A 14,964-nucleotide genomic window follows, 5' to 3' on the forward strand; every position below is an offset into this window, starting at 1 on the left:
CATTTCCAGAAACTGGAACTGGTCATCAACAACGTCAAGTTCCAGGACGGAGAGCAAGTAATCGATCAGTCAGACAGGAACGCCGCCTGACCGTCGTACACCAGATTTGACAATAACTCGTATTGCATTGGCGCTAGCCATAGCACTCTGTGCTCCGCTCAAGGTAGCGACATGGCCAAGGCGGTTACGCTGGTGGAAACTTCCCTCTTTCATCATCCTTATGCTGAAACTTAGCGTAAACGGTGCGCTGGAAGTCGCCAGGTTGGCAATGAGCCAGCGCTGCGATGCCAATACTCTTACACACACTTATCGTTTTCGCTGTCTAACGCAGCAACCTCAACAATTATTGATGGCCAATCTGGTAAACCTAACGCCTGGCACATTGACATTACGCATTAGCTGCGACGCACTCTATATTCACATCCTTCACCATCATCCTCGAGTCGAGGCTCAACTTAAGGTGCTTGAAAGCCGCATCGCGGGGCTCTATGGTTTGAAACATGAGTCTTGGGAACATGAACCTTGAAGAGTGATTGCCAATCGTTTACCTACTTGCCAGCACCGTGCTACTTGCTAATGCCATTGTGTCGCTTTGGCGACTCTACCGTGGTCCCACTAACGCTGATCGTATGCTCGCCGTAAGTTTTTTCACTACCTCTTCCCTGGCAATTATACTGCTGTTCAGCGCCTATTTTACCCTGCCTGCCCTAGTAGATATTGCGCTGCTGTTTGCCCTATTAGCCGCGCTTGGTACCGCTAATTTTGTTGTTCGGTACTATCCGTCCAAGCGAGAGGAGTCAAACGACGATGCGTGAGCTACTCGCTGCCGGACTCATTCTACTCGGTCTACCCTTCTTCATTGCCAGCACATTGGGCCTGCTGCGTTTTCACGATGTTTATGCCCGGCTACATGCTCTTACCAAAGCGGACAACGTCGGTTTAGGGCTGATTTGTTTAGGTCTCGCATTGCAGGCCAGTAGTTTAGCCGTTGCACTTAAAATACTCTTGATATGGGGGCTAATACTTCTAGCCTCCAGCACTGGTGCCACACTGATTTCCACTTCAGCGTTACAACATGGTCCCTCGCCGCTGCGCCTTGATGACAGGGACCCCGATGCTGGCCGTTGACCTCCTGCTCACCTTGGCAGCGCTGGCCACCGCTGGGCAGTGTTTATTACTCCCCGGGTTATTTCGCGCAGTCACCAACTTAATGGCCTTTGGCTTGGTAATGGCACTGATTTGGGTGCGGCTCGATGCCCCTGATGTTGCTCTCGCGGAAGCCGCCATTGGCGCAGGTATTACTGGCGCACTGCTGTTGACCGCCCTAGGACAACTGCCAGCCTCTCAACGACAGCTTCAACATGTGAATTATCGTTTTCCACATCTATTTATTCCCATCACTATTATTGTGCTGTTCATTGGAAGCTTGGTATGGGCTGCAATGCTCTCGCTACCCAAATTAGGTTTAGTTAAAGAAATAGCAGCCACACTCCCCTATAGCGGTGCTGAACACGCGGTGACTGCAATTCTACTTAACCTGCGCGGCGTTGATACCTTGCTGGAAATTGCCGTCATGCTATGCGCTGTTGCCGCGATTTGGTCACTCCAGCAGGCGATACCTCCCCCGGTACTGGCGGGAGTCAACTACCCTGGACTGACGACGCTGGCACGCTGGCTACACCCCTTGTTTCTACTGACATTTTGCTACTTTCTCTGGCAAGGAACGCACGCACCGGGCGGGGCTTTTCCTGCGGGGGCCGTGCTTGGCGCCGGGGGGGTGTTATTGCTCCTCACGAGCAACATTGAGTGGATGCACCAACGCGCCTATAACCCACTTCTGCGTTGGCTATTATCCGCAGGATTACTGCTCTTTCTTGCCACCGCGCTAAGCGGTTTTCTTATGACAGGCACGCTCTACGGCCTACCACCGCCACTAGCCGGCTACTTCATTATTGCCATCGAAGTGGCGACTGCACTCTCTATCGCTCTCATGCTGATGACATTTTACTTATTTGGGCGACCAGGAAACTGGCCATGAAGCACGCACTGTCCCATCTAGCCGTAACAACAGACGTTCTTTTCGCACTGCTTGCGGCCTTCCTTATAGCGCTGTCGCTGGTAAGCATTTTTACCGCTCGGCACCTCATTCGTCGCCTGCTTGCCCTCAATATACTTTCCAGCGCGGTATTTTTGCTCCTGGTATTAACGGCACGTACAGCCGATGGCATAGACCCGGTACCCCATGCGCTGGTACTGACCGGCATTGTCGTCTCTGTTAGTACCACCGCCGTCGTGTTGGCGCTCTATTTGCGGCGCTACCGCCGGGAACCTCCATGCTGACGCTGCCCCCTTTCGGTTTGACCATGGGCGTTGGCGGTATGCCTGCTTTTTTGGTGATCGTCCCTCTATTGCTTTGCGTGGCAGCGTTTACTCGGCTTCTACGCGTCAACCAACAGCTATTGATTGGGTTACCGCTGATTGCGTTAGGCAACGCCCTTGGGGCTTGGCATATAGGTCTTGGCCCCGAGTGGCTGCTAGGCGGCTGGACATTGCCGGTGGGCATACGCTGGGCGCTGGAGCCCACTACACTGGCACTGCTAACCTTGACCACGGTGGTGGCCAGCGCCGCTAGTCTGGCTGCCTACGGTGATCGCATAAACCGCCACGAATATTGGACGCTATGGTGGTTAATGTGGGCGGCACTTAACACCCTATGGCTTTCTCGAGACCTGTTTAATGTCTATGTGGCACTTGAACTGTTAACTCTGAGCGCCGCCGGTTTAGTGGCGCTGTCACCCAAAGACCCCTACGGATTTTCCGCGCTTCGCTATGTGCTGGTGGCGCTCATTGCATCGTTACTTTATCTACTTGGGGTGGGTCTCATGTATGGCACCCATGCCACGCTGGATATCGACTTGCTCAGCGAACGGGCCACCCCCGATACATTGCATGCTATCGCCGCCCTGTGCATCACGCTTGGGCTCATGATGAAGGCTGCGCTGGTACCTTTACACAGCTGGCTACCCCAAACCCATTCTCGAGCGTCCCCTCCGGTCAGTGCAATGCTGTCGTCAGTGGTCGTTGCTGTGGCGCTTTATTGGCTGTGGCAACTATGGCAGGGGCCGTTCCAAGCACTTTCCTTGCAGCCGGTCTTTGCCCTTTTAGGCAGCCTTTCGATTTTGTGGGGTGGCATTAACGCACTACAACAGACGCAGCTAAAACGTTTGATTGCCTACTCGACTATTTCACAGATGGGTTACGCACTGCTGGTATTAAGCCTTTCACCTGTACTCACCGCTTACCCGTTGGCACAGCAAGGGGCCACAACGCTTCTGGTTGCCCACGGCCTGGCTAAAGCTGGACTGTTTCTAACAGCAGGCTACTTGGTTACCTATCATCAAGGCGACCAGCTTCAGCGATTAACCGGCAGTGCCTATCAGCTCCCCTGGCTATGGGCAGGGTTTGCCCTTTCAGCGGCAAGTTTAGTCGGGCTGCCGCCCAGCGGCGGTTTTGTAGGTAAATGGTGGCTTTTCATGGGGTTGTGGGAGCAGCAGCGCTGGCTAAGTGCAACGGCCTTTCTGGTTGGGACACTGCTTGCCGCCGCTTACTTGATTCGGGTGATTGCCATTGCTTTGCGTCCAGTTTCCAGCGACCAAACGAAAGTAGCCGCACGCTTCGCGACAACGTCAATTTCAATACTACTGGGCGGTTTAGCCTGGGGCGTCGGTGTTGTTTTGGTCGTTCACCATGGCTATCTTTCGTTTCCTGGCATTGATCGCACCACAGGCTTTTTTGCCTTTCCTGCACTGATGATCTGGTCATTGGTACTCACTTGGCAATACTGGCGCCCGTCACCGCCCTCGCGTTTTTTCACCGCGCTACTTTGGCTGACAGCACTGCTGCATGCCGTTGCACTCACCTCCCAAGAGTGGCTGACGTTTTATACCGCACTGGCGTGGCTGGGTATATTGGGATGGCTACTGATTCTGCAGGGCGCAAGCCATTCAGCCGCTCAGGCAGGACGCACGTATTTAGCGATGATGCTGGTTGCCGAAGTACTCCTGTTTGCCGCCACCGCCAGCATGGCGCTTCAAGGAACATTGGCGTTTGCTAACGCCACCTTTGCCACACTTTCAACAGGCACCGCGTTGCTAATCGGCAGCGGTTTGGCCATTAAGGCAGGCGTGTTAGGTGTCCACGGCTGGCTGCCGGTCGCCCACCCAGCGGCGCCTGCTCTGGCCAGTGCGTTACTTTCGGGTGTGATGATCAAGCTGGGTATCCTTGGTGTACTGCGACTCAACCCTGAAAGTGCTTCCGGGATAGCCGCTGGTCAGATGCTGTTTTACTGGGGTGTTCTCGGGGCAGTTTACGGCGGTATGCGAGGCGCGCTCGCTCACACAGCTAAAACCGTGCTGGCATGGTCCAGTGTAGGTCAAATGGGGCTACTTACTGCAGGGATGGGAGTCCTGTTATTGGCGCCTGAGAATAGTCCTGAAAATAGTGTTCTGCGTACAATTCTTATGTTGCTGGTTCTCAGTCACGGTTTAGCAAAAGCGGCCCTATTTATAGGAGCGGGACAGTGGCGGTGGCTATCTAGCAGGCAACGACAATTCATTGGCGGTGGCATGCTAGTCGCATCGCTGACGCTGATCGGGGTACCGCTTAGTGGTGGGCTGTATATCAAGGGTTGGTTGACCCTTGCAATGAATACACAAGGCGTTGCAGGCGACCTGCTGACCCTGGCGAGTCTCGCCACCGCAGGTGCAATGCTGCGGTTTGGCTGGTTGCTCCTAAGACAACCTAGCGCTGAAAAGCTTGGCACTGAGCCTTCTGGAAACCGGTGGCTCTGGGGGAGTTGGTTCGTTCTATGTGCCAGTGCATGGCTGGTGCCGCTCTTATGGCTATGGTGGTTGCCCTATCCAGGGAGTTGGGTATTGTCGAACTTGAAAGCGCTAGGGGTAGTAACCGCCAGTGGTTGCTTCACAGTGGTCATTATCTATTTTCACAAGACTTTCAATATTCAGCCGCTTACCTTACTAACGCTACCTCATCCACCGTGGCACCAGGCAAGCCGTATACGGCTCGCCTGGGTAATAGAGCGCCGGTTGCGACACTGGTCAGTGATAGGCCTATCGCTGGCGATCGTCTCAGGCCTATTTTTACTCATGTATCTGTAACACGGCTGCTTTCATCTTAAACGCTTAGCTACATTGCCAAGTCCTATAATATGGCGGTGGCGATACTAAAGTAGATCACCACTCCGGAGGCATCGATCAAGGTAGTGACCAGAGGTGCCGACGCCGTCGCAGGGTCGACCTTGAAGCGCTCCAGCACGAATGGAAGGCACATCCCCAGCAGACTACCGAACAACACGATAGTGACCATGCTGAAGGCGACCACCATTGCCAACGCCTCACCGCCGCGCATGATGCCGATGGGAGTGACGGCAATCGCCATCGTGATACCCAGCGATCCCGCGACCAGAAGCTCACGCCCCAGTAATTTTCCCCAGTCCTTGACGCCGACATCCCCCGTGGCCATACCACGCACCATCAAGGTGGCGGCCTGAGCCCCGGCGTTGCCTCCGCTGCCGATCAACAGCGGCAGGAAAAATACCAGTGCCACCTGAGCGGCAATGGTTTCTTCAAAGTAAGCAATCCCGGCACCGGAAAACAGGTTGGCGAATACCAGCAATACCAGCCAGAAGACCCGTTTACGGTACAGACTCCAGATCGGCACACGGCTGACACCGTCTTCCAGTTGACCGATGGACATCCCTTTGTGGAAATCTTCCGTGGCCTCGGATTCTGCAACGTCCATGGCATCATCGTGGGTGACGATACCGACCATACGGTTATCCGCATCGATGACCGGCAAGGCAAGCAAGTCATAGCGCGCCACCACGCGGGCGGCTTCTTCCTGGGCTTCGTCCACCCCAATGCTGATCACATCCTTGATCATGATGTCATCCACCACGGCGCCCGGACGTGCCACCATCAGCTGGCGCAATGACATCGTACCGGTCAACTTGCCGTCGCTATCCACAATATAAATCTGGTAGACGGTTTCGGCATCCGGTGCGGTCTGGCGCACCCGCATCATCGACTGCGACACCGTCATGCCACTGGCTATGGCGACATAGTCAGAGGTCATGATGGCGCCAGCGGTACCTTCTTCATAGCTGGCCAGGCGTTTCAGGTCTTCCCGCTCCTGGTGCGCCATTTGCCGCAGCAATGCTTCGCGGCGATCCTCATCCAAAAGGTTGAACAAGTCTGCGCGTTCATCCGAGCCCATTTCTTCCAGCAAGGCCAGAAAGGTGGTGTCGCTCAGCTTCTCGACGATTTCCACCTGGACTTCGCCAGGCAGGTAACCCAAGACGTTAGCCGCTCGCTCCAGCGATAGAATGTCCAGCAGCGTGAGGACCGTTGGCAGGTCTTCGTCGTCCTCGACGATATCTTCGAGAATCTCGGCAATATCCGCCGAACGAAGTTCCGATAAGCGCTCCGCCAAGACCTCCTTGTTGGGTGCTTCCTGGGTCAGCGCCTCGAGAAGCTCCACTTTGGTTTCTTGCAAGCTTTCATCACTCAATGACATTGCTCATCCCCTTAGCGCTTACGGCCATTGACGACATTTCGCCGTGAGGAACCATCATACCAGACAAAAAAAACGCCCCTCGAACCCTGTCATGACAACGGGGAACAAGGAGCGTTTTATGCCGGCGCGGCAAATTAGCCTTTGCCGGCCTTTTTGCGCAACTGCTGGATGGTACGCAGCTGAGCCATGGCTTCCGCGAGATCCGCAGCAGCACGACCGTAGTCGAGTTCTGCTGATTTCTCGTTGAGAGCTCTCAGCGCCTGCTGACGAGCCTCTTCGGCAGCGGCCTCATTGAGGTCAGTGGCACGCGAAGCGGAATCAGCCAGAATGGTCACACCACTCGGCTGCACTTCCATGAAACCGCCGGAGACAAAGAAATGCTCTTCCTTGCCATCGTCGTGAAACACCCGCACCGGACCCGGCTGAAGCTCAGTCAGCAACGGGGCATGACCCGGCAAGATGCCCAGATCACCCATGATCCCGGAAGCGACGACCTGCTCGACAGTACCCGAGAAAATTGCCGCTTCAGCGCTGACGATATTGCATGTGAAGCTGTTCGCCATAGCGAATCCCCCTGATGGACGGGATTACTTCTTCATCTGGTTGGCTTTCTCGACGGCTTCGTCGATCGAACCGACCATGTAGAAGGCCTGCTCCGGAAGTTCGTCGTACTCACCGCTGAGAATGCCCTGGAAACCACGAATGGTGTCTTTCAGTGACACGTATTTACCCGGCGACCCGGTGAACACCTCGGCGACGAAGAACGGCTGCGACAGGAAACGCTGGAAACGACGCGCACGGCCCACGGCTTGCTTGTCTTCGTCAGACAGCTCGTCCATGCCCAGAATCGCGATGATATCCTTGAGTTCCTTGTAACGCTGCAGCACGTTCTGTACACCGCGCGCGGTGTTGTAGTGCTCTTCACCCACCACCAGCGGATCCAGCTGACGCGAGGTGGAGTCCAGCGGATCGATGGCCGGATAGATACCCAATTCGGCAATCGAACGCGCCAATACCACGGTGGCGTCCAGGTGCGAGAAGGTGGTCGCCGGCGACGGGTCGGTCAAGTCATCCGCGGGTACGTAAACGGCCTGTACGGAGGTGATCGAGCCAGTCTTGGTCGAGGTGATACGTTCCTGAAGAACGCCCATCTCTTCCGCCAGGGTCGGCTGGTAGCCTACCGCGGACGGCATACGACCCAGCAAGGCGGATACTTCGGTACCCGCCAGGGTGTAACGGTAGATATTGTCGACGAACAACAGTACGTCGCGGCCTTCATCACGGAATTTTTCAGCGATGGTCAGGCCGGTCAACGCTACACGCAGACGGTTGCCGGGCGGCTCGTTCATCTGACCGTACACCAGCGATACCTTGTCGATAACGTTGGATTCGGTCATTTCGTGGTAAAAGTCGTTACCCTCGCGAGTACGCTCACCCACCCCGGCGAACACTGAATAACCGCTGTGCTCGGTGGCGATGTTGCGGATCAATTCCATCATGTTGACGGTCTTGCCCACACCCGCGCCGCCGAACAAGCCGACCTTACCACCCTTGGCGAACGGGCAGACCAGGTCGATGACCTTGATGCCAGTTTCCAGCAGCTCGTTGGAAGCTGCCTGGTCCGCATAGCCGGGAGCCTTGCGATGGATCGGCATGCGTTCCTGCTCACCGATCGGACCTGCTTCGTCGATCGGCTCGCCGAGCACGTTCATGATCCGACCCAAGGTTTCCTTGCCTACCGGCACGGAAATCGCAGCCCCTGTGTTATTCGTTTCCATACCACGCTTGAGCCCCTCGGTGGAGCCCATGGCAATGGTACGCACCACACCGTCGCCCAGCTGCTGCTGGACTTCAAGCACGGTCTCGACTTCCGAGACCTTCAGCGCGTCGTAGACCTTGGGAACATTGTCCCGCGGAAACTCTACGTCAATCACCGCGCCGATGATTTGTACGATACGTCCGCTCATCTTGGTTCCTCTCAAAAACCTGCAAATGAAACCTGGTTGCCGGGAAGGTCGATCCTTCCCTGACGCTATACGGCAGCGGCGCCGCCTACGATCTCGGAGATTTCCTGGGTGATGGCCGCCTGGCGGGCTTTGTTGTACACCATCTCGAGATCGTCGATCAGACCACCGGCATTGTCGGTGGCACTCTTCATGGCGATCATGCGGGCCGCCTGTTCGCAGGCCCCATTTTCCACCACCGCCTGATATACCTGGGATTCAATGAAACGAATCATCAGGCTATCCAGCAACGCCTTGGCATCCGGCTCATACAGGTAGTCCCAGCTTCCGGGACGGGCGTTTTCAGCGTCTTGCGTCGTTTCGTCCGAGCCAATATCGGTTGACAGAGGAAGAAGCTGACGTACCACCGGTGCTTGCGTCATGGTGTTGACGAATTCGTTGTACACCACGTACAGGCGGTCAATCTTCCCCTCGTCATACGCTTCGAGCATGACCGTGACACTACCGATCAAGGCTTCAACCGTGGGGGATTCCCCCAGCCCGCTCTTGGCTGCCACCAGATTACCGCCATAGCTGCGGAAAAAGGTGCTGGCCTTGGTGCCCAGGGCACAAAAATCCAGCTCGGCGCCTTCCTTTCTCCAGCCTACGACATCTTTCAGCAAGGCTTTGAAAAGGTTGTGGTTCAAGCCGCCGCACAGGCCGCGATCGGTGGACACCACGATATAACCGACCCGCGTCACCTCATCGCGCTCGACCATGTAGTCGTGCTTGTACTCGGGGTTGGTATCGGCAACGTGGCCCACAACGTTGCGGATCTGCCTGGCGTAAGGCTGGCTGGCCCTCATCAGGTCTTGTGCTTTACGCATTTTCGATGCAGCTACCATTTCCATGGCGCTGGTAATCTTCTGCGTATTCTTGATGCTCCCGATCTGGGTGCGTATCTCTTTTGCAGCTGCCATAGCGATCTACCTTTCGTTCGTGGCTATCAGAAAGCATGCCGGCCCACCCGCTAGCAGGCGAGCCCTTAGCATTACCAGCTCTGAGTCGCCTTGAACTTCTCGAGACCCGACTTCAAGCCATCCTTGATCTCGTCGTTGTAGTCGCCGGTCTGATTGATCTTGTCGAGCAGCTCGGAATACTCGGACTTCATGAAGTCGTGCAGCGCACGTTCGAAGTCCAGTACCTTGCTAACCTCGACGTCATCTAGATGACCTTCGTTGGCGGCATACAGCGACAGCGCCATTTCAGCCACGGAGAGCGGCGAATACTGGTTCTGCTTCATCAGCTCGGTGACACGCTGACCGTGCTCGAGCTGCTTGCGGGTCGCTTCGTCAAGATCCGAGGCGAACTGCGAGAATGCCGCCAGCTCACGGTACTGAGCCAGTGCCAGACGCACGCTACCGCCGAGTTTCTTGATGATCTTGGTCTGCGCCGAGCCACCTACACGCGACACCGAGAGACCGGCGTTGATGGCCGGACGGATGCCTGAGTTGAACAGGTTGGTCTCGAGGAAGATCTGACCGTCGGTGATCGAGATCACGTTGGTCGGAACGAAGGCCGAAACGTCGCCACCCTGGGTTTCGATGATCGGCAGTGCGGTCAAGGAACCGGTCTTGCCTTTCACTTCACCGTTGGTGAATTTCTCGACGTAATCGACGTTGACCCGTGCTGCACGTTCCAGCAGACGCGAGTGGAGATAGAAGACGTCACCCGGATAGGCTTCACGACCCGGCGGACGACGCAGGAGCAGGGAAACCTGGCGATAAGCCACGGCCTGTTTGGACAAGTCATCATAGACGATCAGGGCATTCTCACCGCGATCGCGGAAGTATTCGCCCATGGTGCAGCCAGAGTAAGGTGCTAAGAACTGCATCGGTGCAGGGTCGGCAGCGCCGGCCGCTACAACAATGGTGTGTTCCATGGCGCCGTGCTGTTCGAGCTTGCGCACCACGTTGGCGATAGTCGATTGCTTCTGACCGATCGCCACGTAGACGCAGGTCACGCCCGTGCCTTTCTGGTTGATGATCGCGTCGATGGCAATCGCCGACTTGCCGATCTGACGGTCACCGATGATCAGCTCACGCTGACCGCGGCCGATCGGCACCATGGCGTCGATCGATTTCAGACCGGTCTGGATCGGCTCGTCAACGGATTGACGAGTGATGACGCCCGGAGCGACTTTTTCTACCGCATCGGTCAGCTTGGCGTTGATCTCGCCCTTGCCATCGATGGGGTTACCCAGAGCGTCGACCACACGGCCGATCAGTTCAGGTCCCACCGGCACTTCAAGGATACGACCGGTACATTTGGCAGTCATGCCTTCTTGAAGCAGAAGGTAATCACCCAGGACAACGGCACCCACGGAGTCGCGCTCCAGGTTGAGTACCATGCCGTAGACGCCATTGGGGAATTCAATCATTTCACCGAACATAGCGTCTTCGAGGCCGTGAATTTTCACGATACCGTCGGAAACGCTGACGATGGTGCCCTGATTGCGGGCTTCAGATGCGACGTCAAGCTTTTCGATACGCTGCTTGATGATGTCGCTGATCTCGGAAGGATTCAGTTGCTGCATGCCATGTCCCTCAGACTCAGGCGGAAAGCGCTTCAGAAAGGCGGTTCAATCGACCACGTACCGAGCCGTCAATGACGGTATCGCCGGCACGCAGGATCACACCGCCCAGCAGCGCCGGGTCTACCTGAGTGGTAATGGAGATTTCGCGATTCAGACGTTTCTTGAGCGCGCCTGCCAGCTTGGTTTTTTGCTTGCTGTTCAACTCGTAAGCTGAGACCACGGTGACGTCGATACGCTTTTCGTGCTCGGCGCGAAGCTGCTCGAACTGCTCGGCAATTTCACCCAGAGCCATCAAGCGATGATGCTGTGCCAAGGTTTCAAGAAAACGACGAATCGCATCATTGGTGTCATTTGGCGACATGTCCGCCAACAGCGACACTTTTTGTTCATTGTCGAGCTTGGGACTTCCCAGCAGGCGACGAACGTCCGTATCGGCGATGACATGACTCAGCAAATTGAGTGCTTGTGACCACTGGTCAAATGACTCCTGGTCACGGGCAGACTCGAACGCCGCCTTGGCGTAAGGACGAGCGACGGTAGATAGTTCCGCCATAATTCACCTCCTTACAGTTCGGCAGCAAGCTCATCAAGCAACTTGCGGTGCGCTTTCTCGTCGATGGAAGCTTCCAGAACACGCTCGGCACCGATGATCGCAAGGTGCGATACCTGGGCACGAAGCTCTTCCTTGGCACGATTGATTTCTTGCTCTATCTCGGCACGCGTGCCGGCGATAATACGCTCGCCTTCTGCGCGCGCCTGATCGCGTGCTTCCTCGACAATCTGCGCGGAGCGCTTATTGGCTTGCTCGAGAATTTGTGAAGCCTGTTCCTTGCTGTCTCGCAACGTCTGAGCCGCTTGTTCTTGAGCTTGCTCAAGATCACGCGATGCCCGGCTAGCCGCATCCAGGCCGTCAGCGATTTTTTTCCGTCGCTCGTTGAGCGCATTGCTGAGTGGTGGCCACACGTACTTGGTGCAAAACCAGACAAAGATCGCGAAGGCGATCGTCTGCCCGATAAGCGTCATGTTGATATTCACAGGGATGTACCTCTGACAGGTTCGTGGCGACCGGAGTGAAACAAAACCGAGCGGGTAATCCGCCCGGTAGGCTCATTAACCGGCAACAACGAAGATCAGGTACATCGCAATACCCACACCGATCATCGGCACGGCATCCAGCAGACCTGCCATGATGAATGTCTTGGTTTGCAGCTGGTCGCCCAGCTCCGGCTGACGCGCGGTGGATTCAAGCAGTTTGCCACCCAGGATGGCAAAGCCAATGCCTGTGGCCAATGCACCCAGACCGATAATGATAGCAGCAGAGAGGTAAACCATTTCCATGTTGATGCTCCTAGTTTCTCAAGTTGAGATTTGAAGTTAAGGGTTGAGGTTAAGGGTTAACGTATTGCAAGCATTGCTCGTTTCAGTGGTGTTCGTGTGCGGCGCTCAGGTACACGACCGAAAGGGTCGTGAAGATGAAGGCCTGCAAAGTGACCACCAGAATGTGGAAGATTGCCCATGGCACGTCCAACAACCAGATGGCCCAGAACGGCAACAGCGCAATCAGGATGAAGATGACTTCACCGGCGAACATGTTACCGAACAGACGCATGGCCAGACTGAAGGGCTTGACCAGCAGGGCGATGATTTCCAGCAACAGATTGAAGGGAATCAGCGCCCAATGGTTGAACGGAGTCAAGGACAGCTCCTTGGCGAAACCACCTACGCCCTTGACCTTGATGCTGTAGAAAAGAATCAGGAAGAAGGCACCTAAGGCGATACCCAAGGTGGCATTAGGATCGGTGGTGGGCACGATCTTCATGTAATCCACGCCGAGACGCATGAACAATTCCGGGAAATAATCGACCGGTATGAGCTTAAGGGTGTTCATCAACAGAATCCAGACGAACAAGGTCAAGGCCAGGGGAGCAATCAGCGGATTACGTCCATGGAACGCCCCTTGCACCAGGTTTTCAATGAATTCGATGACCATTTCGACAGCATTCTGCAATTTTCCGGGCACGCCTGTGGTGGCGATTTTTCCCGCCTTGCGAAAGACCCAGATAAACAGCACACCCATGGCAATTGACCAGCCCATGGTGTCCAGGTGGATCGCCCAGAAGCCCATTTCACGCGCTTCCAGTGCGGAATGCGCCAGTGACCAGCCGTTTTCCGGGTGATTGCCGAAGGTCAAATTCTGCAAATGGTGCTGAATATAAGCCGTTGGTGTGACGTCGTTTCCTGCTGCCATGGAAATTTCACCTCAAGTCAATTGGACGGTTTCCAGACATTAGCCAAGGTGCTAGCCAATGCATTAGTACTACCGCCACATAAGCGCTAAAAAAGAAAGCGGGGTTTGAGGGGGGCGCTGCAATGAACACCACAACGAACAATGCCACCGTCAAACCAAACTTGCCCATCGCTGCCTGATAAAAATTGAGCGCCTTGGCACGCGGGGTCTTACCTCCTCGCCGACGCGAGCCGCACCACACGAAATATACCGAAGGCAACAGGCCCACCAGGCCACCCAGCAACGCCGATATCAACCCTTCCAGACTATCCCACCAAGCTGCGATGCCCATTGTCACCAGTATCGCGAGCCCCTGGGCTAGAAAAAGTCGCCTGAAATCCATGCGTCGACGCTGTACTGAATTCGTTTTATGCATGTGTCGACATTCCGCAGGGCAGGTATTACGTCTACAGGCTGACTCCCGCCACAATCAGGCAAACCCCGCCGGATTATAGGGAAGCCCTATCACACCTTCAACCAAAGCTATGGCGTTTTTGCCCTTTGAGCGACTAACTTGCGACCAAAGGGGGAATTATTGTCAACATTCTTTAGTTTGCTCACGATTTTCTGATCAGGTTCAGCGAATGTGTTCCAGAATTCCGTCGAGTTCTTCCAGGCTGGTATAGCGAATGGTCAGCTTGCCTTTGCCACGGTTGCCATGCTGAATGGCGACCGGCGCGCCTAGCAGCTCGCCCAGCTGAGTTTCCAGCCGAGCCACGTCCGGAAGCTGCGGACGACTACTTTCCGCACGGGCCGGTTCTCCCTGCAGCTGATATTTTTTTACCAGCGCTTCGGTGGCCCTTACGGTCAGATCCTTATTGACGACTTCATGCGCTATCTGGCGCTGCTTGACTCCGGGAAGACTCAGCAGTGCCCGGGCATGCCCCATGTCCAGATCACCACGTTCAAGCAGCGTCTGCACTTCCGGGTCCAGCGCCAACAGGCGCAAGAGGTTGGCTACCTGAGTGCGGGATTTACCCACCGCATCGGCTACCTGCTGTTGGGTAAGGGAAAACTCCTCTCCCAGCCGCTTGAGGGCCAGGGCTTCTTCGATGGCGTTGAGATTTTCCCGCTGAATGTTCTCGATCAGCGCCAATGCCAGGGCGACTTCATCGGTGACTTCGCGGATCACCGCCGGGATGACGTCGAGTTCAGCAAGCTGGGCAGCGCGCCAGCGGCGCTCCCCGGCAATAATTTCATAGCGGTCGGTTCCGGTCGGACGCACCACAATGGGTTGCATCACGCCCTGGGCGCGAATGGAATCGGCAAGTTCTTCCAGTGCTTCAGGCTGAATATCACGGCGAGGCTGATATTTGCCCCGAGACAGCTGACTCAGAGGCAAATAGTCGAGGCGGTCCTTGGCTGCTTCGGGGGCTTCAATATCAGATTCAGACGTACCCAGATCTTCCTCAGCGGCGAGCGGCGCGCCGAACAGGTCGGCGCCGGCCAGTTCCTTACCGGAAAATTCCAGACTTTCTCGACGACGGGCACCGGCGCCGATCAGGGCATCCAGGCCACGTCCCAGAGCGCGTTTACGCGTCATC

At 55.8% G+C, this 14,964-nt stretch carries 17 protein-coding genes; 6 read left to right on the forward strand and 11 right to left on the reverse strand.

The genetic code is table 11. The features are described 5' to 3' along the window. Positions 1–127 precede the first annotated feature (127 nt). From DU506_RS07555 to DU506_RS07580, 6 genes are all read left to right on the forward strand, one after another. The gene (locus DU506_RS07555) at positions 128–526 is read left to right on the forward strand and encodes a Na+/H+ antiporter subunit E (protein ID WP_235825477.1); all 399 of its coding nucleotides are present in this window, start codon (positions 128–130) and stop codon (positions 524–526) included. A gap of 103 nt (positions 527–629) precedes the next feature. Then, positions 630–815: a monovalent cation/H+ antiporter complex subunit F gene (locus tag DU506_RS07560; RefSeq protein ID WP_235825482.1), complete on the forward strand. Its 186-nt coding sequence runs from the start codon at positions 630–632 to the stop codon at positions 813–815. Continuing rightward, positions 808–1,128: a cation:proton antiporter gene (locus DU506_RS07565; RefSeq protein WP_114486334.1), complete on the forward strand. Its 321-nt coding sequence runs from the start codon at positions 808–810 to the stop codon at positions 1,126–1,128. Before DU506_RS07560 ends, DU506_RS07565 begins: the two co-directional genes overlap by 8 nt. Then, positions 1,115–2,038 carry an MnhB domain-containing protein gene (locus DU506_RS07570; RefSeq protein WP_114486335.1) on the forward strand — a complete coding sequence of 308 codons (924 nt, stop codon included), beginning with the start codon at positions 1,115–1,117 and terminating at the stop codon, positions 2,036–2,038. Before DU506_RS07565 ends, DU506_RS07570 begins: the two co-directional genes overlap by 14 nt. Then, positions 2,035–2,340 carry an NADH-quinone oxidoreductase subunit K gene (locus DU506_RS07575; RefSeq protein ID WP_114486336.1) on the forward strand — a complete coding sequence of 102 codons (306 nt, stop codon included), beginning with the start codon at positions 2,035–2,037 and terminating at the stop codon, positions 2,338–2,340. Before DU506_RS07570 ends, DU506_RS07575 begins: the two co-directional genes overlap by 4 nt. Beyond that, the gene (locus DU506_RS07580; protein ID WP_114486337.1) at positions 2,334–5,177 is read left to right on the forward strand and encodes a proton-conducting transporter transmembrane domain-containing protein; all 2,844 of its coding nucleotides are present in this window, start codon (positions 2,334–2,336) and stop codon (positions 5,175–5,177) included. Before DU506_RS07575 ends, DU506_RS07580 begins: the two co-directional genes overlap by 7 nt. Before the next feature lie 43 nt (positions 5,178–5,220). On the opposite strand, the gene mgtE is transcribed toward DU506_RS07580, so the two are convergent. From mgtE to DU506_RS07635, 11 genes are all read right to left on the reverse strand, one after another. Further along, positions 5,221–6,594, reverse strand: a complete 1,374-nt coding sequence (gene mgtE, locus DU506_RS07585) for a magnesium transporter (protein WP_114486338.1) — start codon at positions 6,592–6,594, stop codon at positions 5,221–5,223. 134 nt (positions 6,595–6,728) lie between these two features. Continuing rightward, positions 6,729–7,157 (reverse strand): F0F1 ATP synthase subunit epsilon, encoded by a 429-nt coding sequence (locus DU506_RS07590; RefSeq protein ID WP_114486339.1) that lies wholly within the window; start codon positions 7,155–7,157, stop codon positions 6,729–6,731. 24 nt (positions 7,158–7,181) lie between these two features. Then, the gene (gene atpD, locus DU506_RS07595; RefSeq protein ID WP_114486340.1) at positions 7,182–8,561 is read right to left on the reverse strand and encodes a F0F1 ATP synthase subunit beta; all 1,380 of its coding nucleotides are present in this window, start codon (positions 8,559–8,561) and stop codon (positions 7,182–7,184) included. A 65-nt stretch (positions 8,562–8,626) separates the two neighbouring features. Continuing rightward, positions 8,627–9,517: a F0F1 ATP synthase subunit gamma gene (atpG, locus tag DU506_RS07600; RefSeq protein ID WP_114486341.1), complete on the reverse strand. Its 891-nt coding sequence runs from the start codon at positions 9,515–9,517 to the stop codon at positions 8,627–8,629. A 71-nt stretch (positions 9,518–9,588) separates the two neighbouring features. Then, entirely contained in the window at positions 9,589–11,133 is a 1,545-nt protein-coding gene (atpA, locus tag DU506_RS07605) for a F0F1 ATP synthase subunit alpha (RefSeq protein ID WP_114486342.1), read from the reverse strand. Positions 11,134–11,149: 16 nt separating this feature from the next. Continuing rightward, complete coding sequence (locus tag DU506_RS07610; protein WP_114486343.1) at positions 11,150–11,686, reverse strand: F0F1 ATP synthase subunit delta; 537 nt, start codon at positions 11,684–11,686, stop codon at positions 11,150–11,152. An 11-nt stretch (positions 11,687–11,697) separates the two neighbouring features. Further along, positions 11,698–12,168 carry a F0F1 ATP synthase subunit B gene (locus DU506_RS07615; protein ID WP_114486344.1) on the reverse strand — a complete coding sequence of 157 codons (471 nt, stop codon included), beginning with the start codon at positions 12,166–12,168 and terminating at the stop codon, positions 11,698–11,700. Between the two features lie 75 nt (positions 12,169–12,243). Further along, positions 12,244–12,471, reverse strand: a complete 228-nt coding sequence (gene atpE, locus DU506_RS07620) for a F0F1 ATP synthase subunit C (protein WP_018918432.1) — start codon at positions 12,469–12,471, stop codon at positions 12,244–12,246. Between the two features lie 82 nt (positions 12,472–12,553). Next, positions 12,554–13,381 (reverse strand): F0F1 ATP synthase subunit A, encoded by an 828-nt coding sequence (gene atpB / locus DU506_RS07625; protein ID WP_114486345.1) that lies wholly within the window; start codon positions 13,379–13,381, stop codon positions 12,554–12,556. Positions 13,382–13,388: 7 nt separating this feature from the next. Beyond that, on the reverse strand, positions 13,389–13,796 hold the full coding sequence (locus tag DU506_RS07630) for an ATP synthase subunit I (RefSeq protein ID WP_114486346.1): 408 nt from the start codon (positions 13,794–13,796) through the stop codon (positions 13,389–13,391). Positions 13,797–13,997: 201 nt separating this feature from the next. After that, complete coding sequence (locus DU506_RS07635) at positions 13,998–14,963, reverse strand: ParB/RepB/Spo0J family partition protein (protein ID WP_114486347.1); 966 nt, start codon at positions 14,961–14,963, stop codon at positions 13,998–14,000. Between the last annotated feature and the right edge of the window lies 1 nt (position 14,964).

Origin of the sequence: Vreelandella rituensis, from assembly GCF_003336665.1 — a bacterium.
GTDB classification, from domain to species: domain Bacteria; phylum Pseudomonadota; class Gammaproteobacteria; order Pseudomonadales; family Halomonadaceae; genus Vreelandella; species Vreelandella rituensis.

What these genes read in the sequence shown, in the direction of transcription:
- atpA (WP_114486342.1), bottom strand. Translation starts at nt 11,133, where the DNA reads ATGCAGCAACTGAATCCTTCCGAGATCAGCGACATCATCAAGCAGCGT.
- atpB (WP_114486345.1), bottom strand. Translation starts at nt 13,381, where the DNA reads ATGGCAGCAGGAAACGACGTCACACCAACGGCTTATATTCAGCACCAT.
- atpD (WP_114486340.1), bottom strand. Translation starts at nt 8,561, where the DNA reads ATGAGCGGACGTATCGTACAAATCATCGGCGCGGTGATTGACGTAGAG.
- DU506_RS07635 (WP_114486347.1), bottom strand. Translation starts at nt 14,963, where the DNA reads ATGACGCGTAAACGCGCTCTGGGACGTGGCCTGGATGCCCTGATCGGC.
- DU506_RS07590 (WP_114486339.1), bottom strand. Translation starts at nt 7,157, where the DNA reads ATGGCGAACAGCTTCACATGCAATATCGTCAGCGCTGAAGCGGCAATT.
- DU506_RS07630 (WP_114486346.1), bottom strand. Translation starts at nt 13,796, where the DNA reads ATGCATAAAACGAATTCAGTACAGCGTCGACGCATGGATTTCAGGCGA.
- DU506_RS07560 (WP_235825482.1), top strand. Translation starts at nt 630, where the DNA reads ATGCTCGCCGTAAGTTTTTTCACTACCTCTTCCCTGGCAATTATACTG.
- mgtE (WP_114486338.1), bottom strand. Translation starts at nt 6,594, where the DNA reads ATGTCATTGAGTGATGAAAGCTTGCAAGAAACCAAAGTGGAGCTTCTC.
- DU506_RS07565 (WP_114486334.1), top strand. Translation starts at nt 808, where the DNA reads ATGCGTGAGCTACTCGCTGCCGGACTCATTCTACTCGGTCTACCCTTC.
- DU506_RS07580 (WP_114486337.1), top strand. Translation starts at nt 2,334, where the DNA reads ATGCTGACGCTGCCCCCTTTCGGTTTGACCATGGGCGTTGGCGGTATG.
- atpE (WP_018918432.1), bottom strand. Translation starts at nt 12,471, where the DNA reads ATGGAAATGGTTTACCTCTCTGCTGCTATCATTATCGGTCTGGGTGCA.
- DU506_RS07575 (WP_114486336.1), top strand. Translation starts at nt 2,035, where the DNA reads ATGAAGCACGCACTGTCCCATCTAGCCGTAACAACAGACGTTCTTTTC.
- DU506_RS07570 (WP_114486335.1), top strand. Translation starts at nt 1,115, where the DNA reads ATGCTGGCCGTTGACCTCCTGCTCACCTTGGCAGCGCTGGCCACCGCT.
- DU506_RS07610 (WP_114486343.1), bottom strand. Translation starts at nt 11,686, where the DNA reads ATGGCGGAACTATCTACCGTCGCTCGTCCTTACGCCAAGGCGGCGTTC.
- atpG (WP_114486341.1), bottom strand. Translation starts at nt 9,517, where the DNA reads ATGGCAGCTGCAAAAGAGATACGCACCCAGATCGGGAGCATCAAGAAT.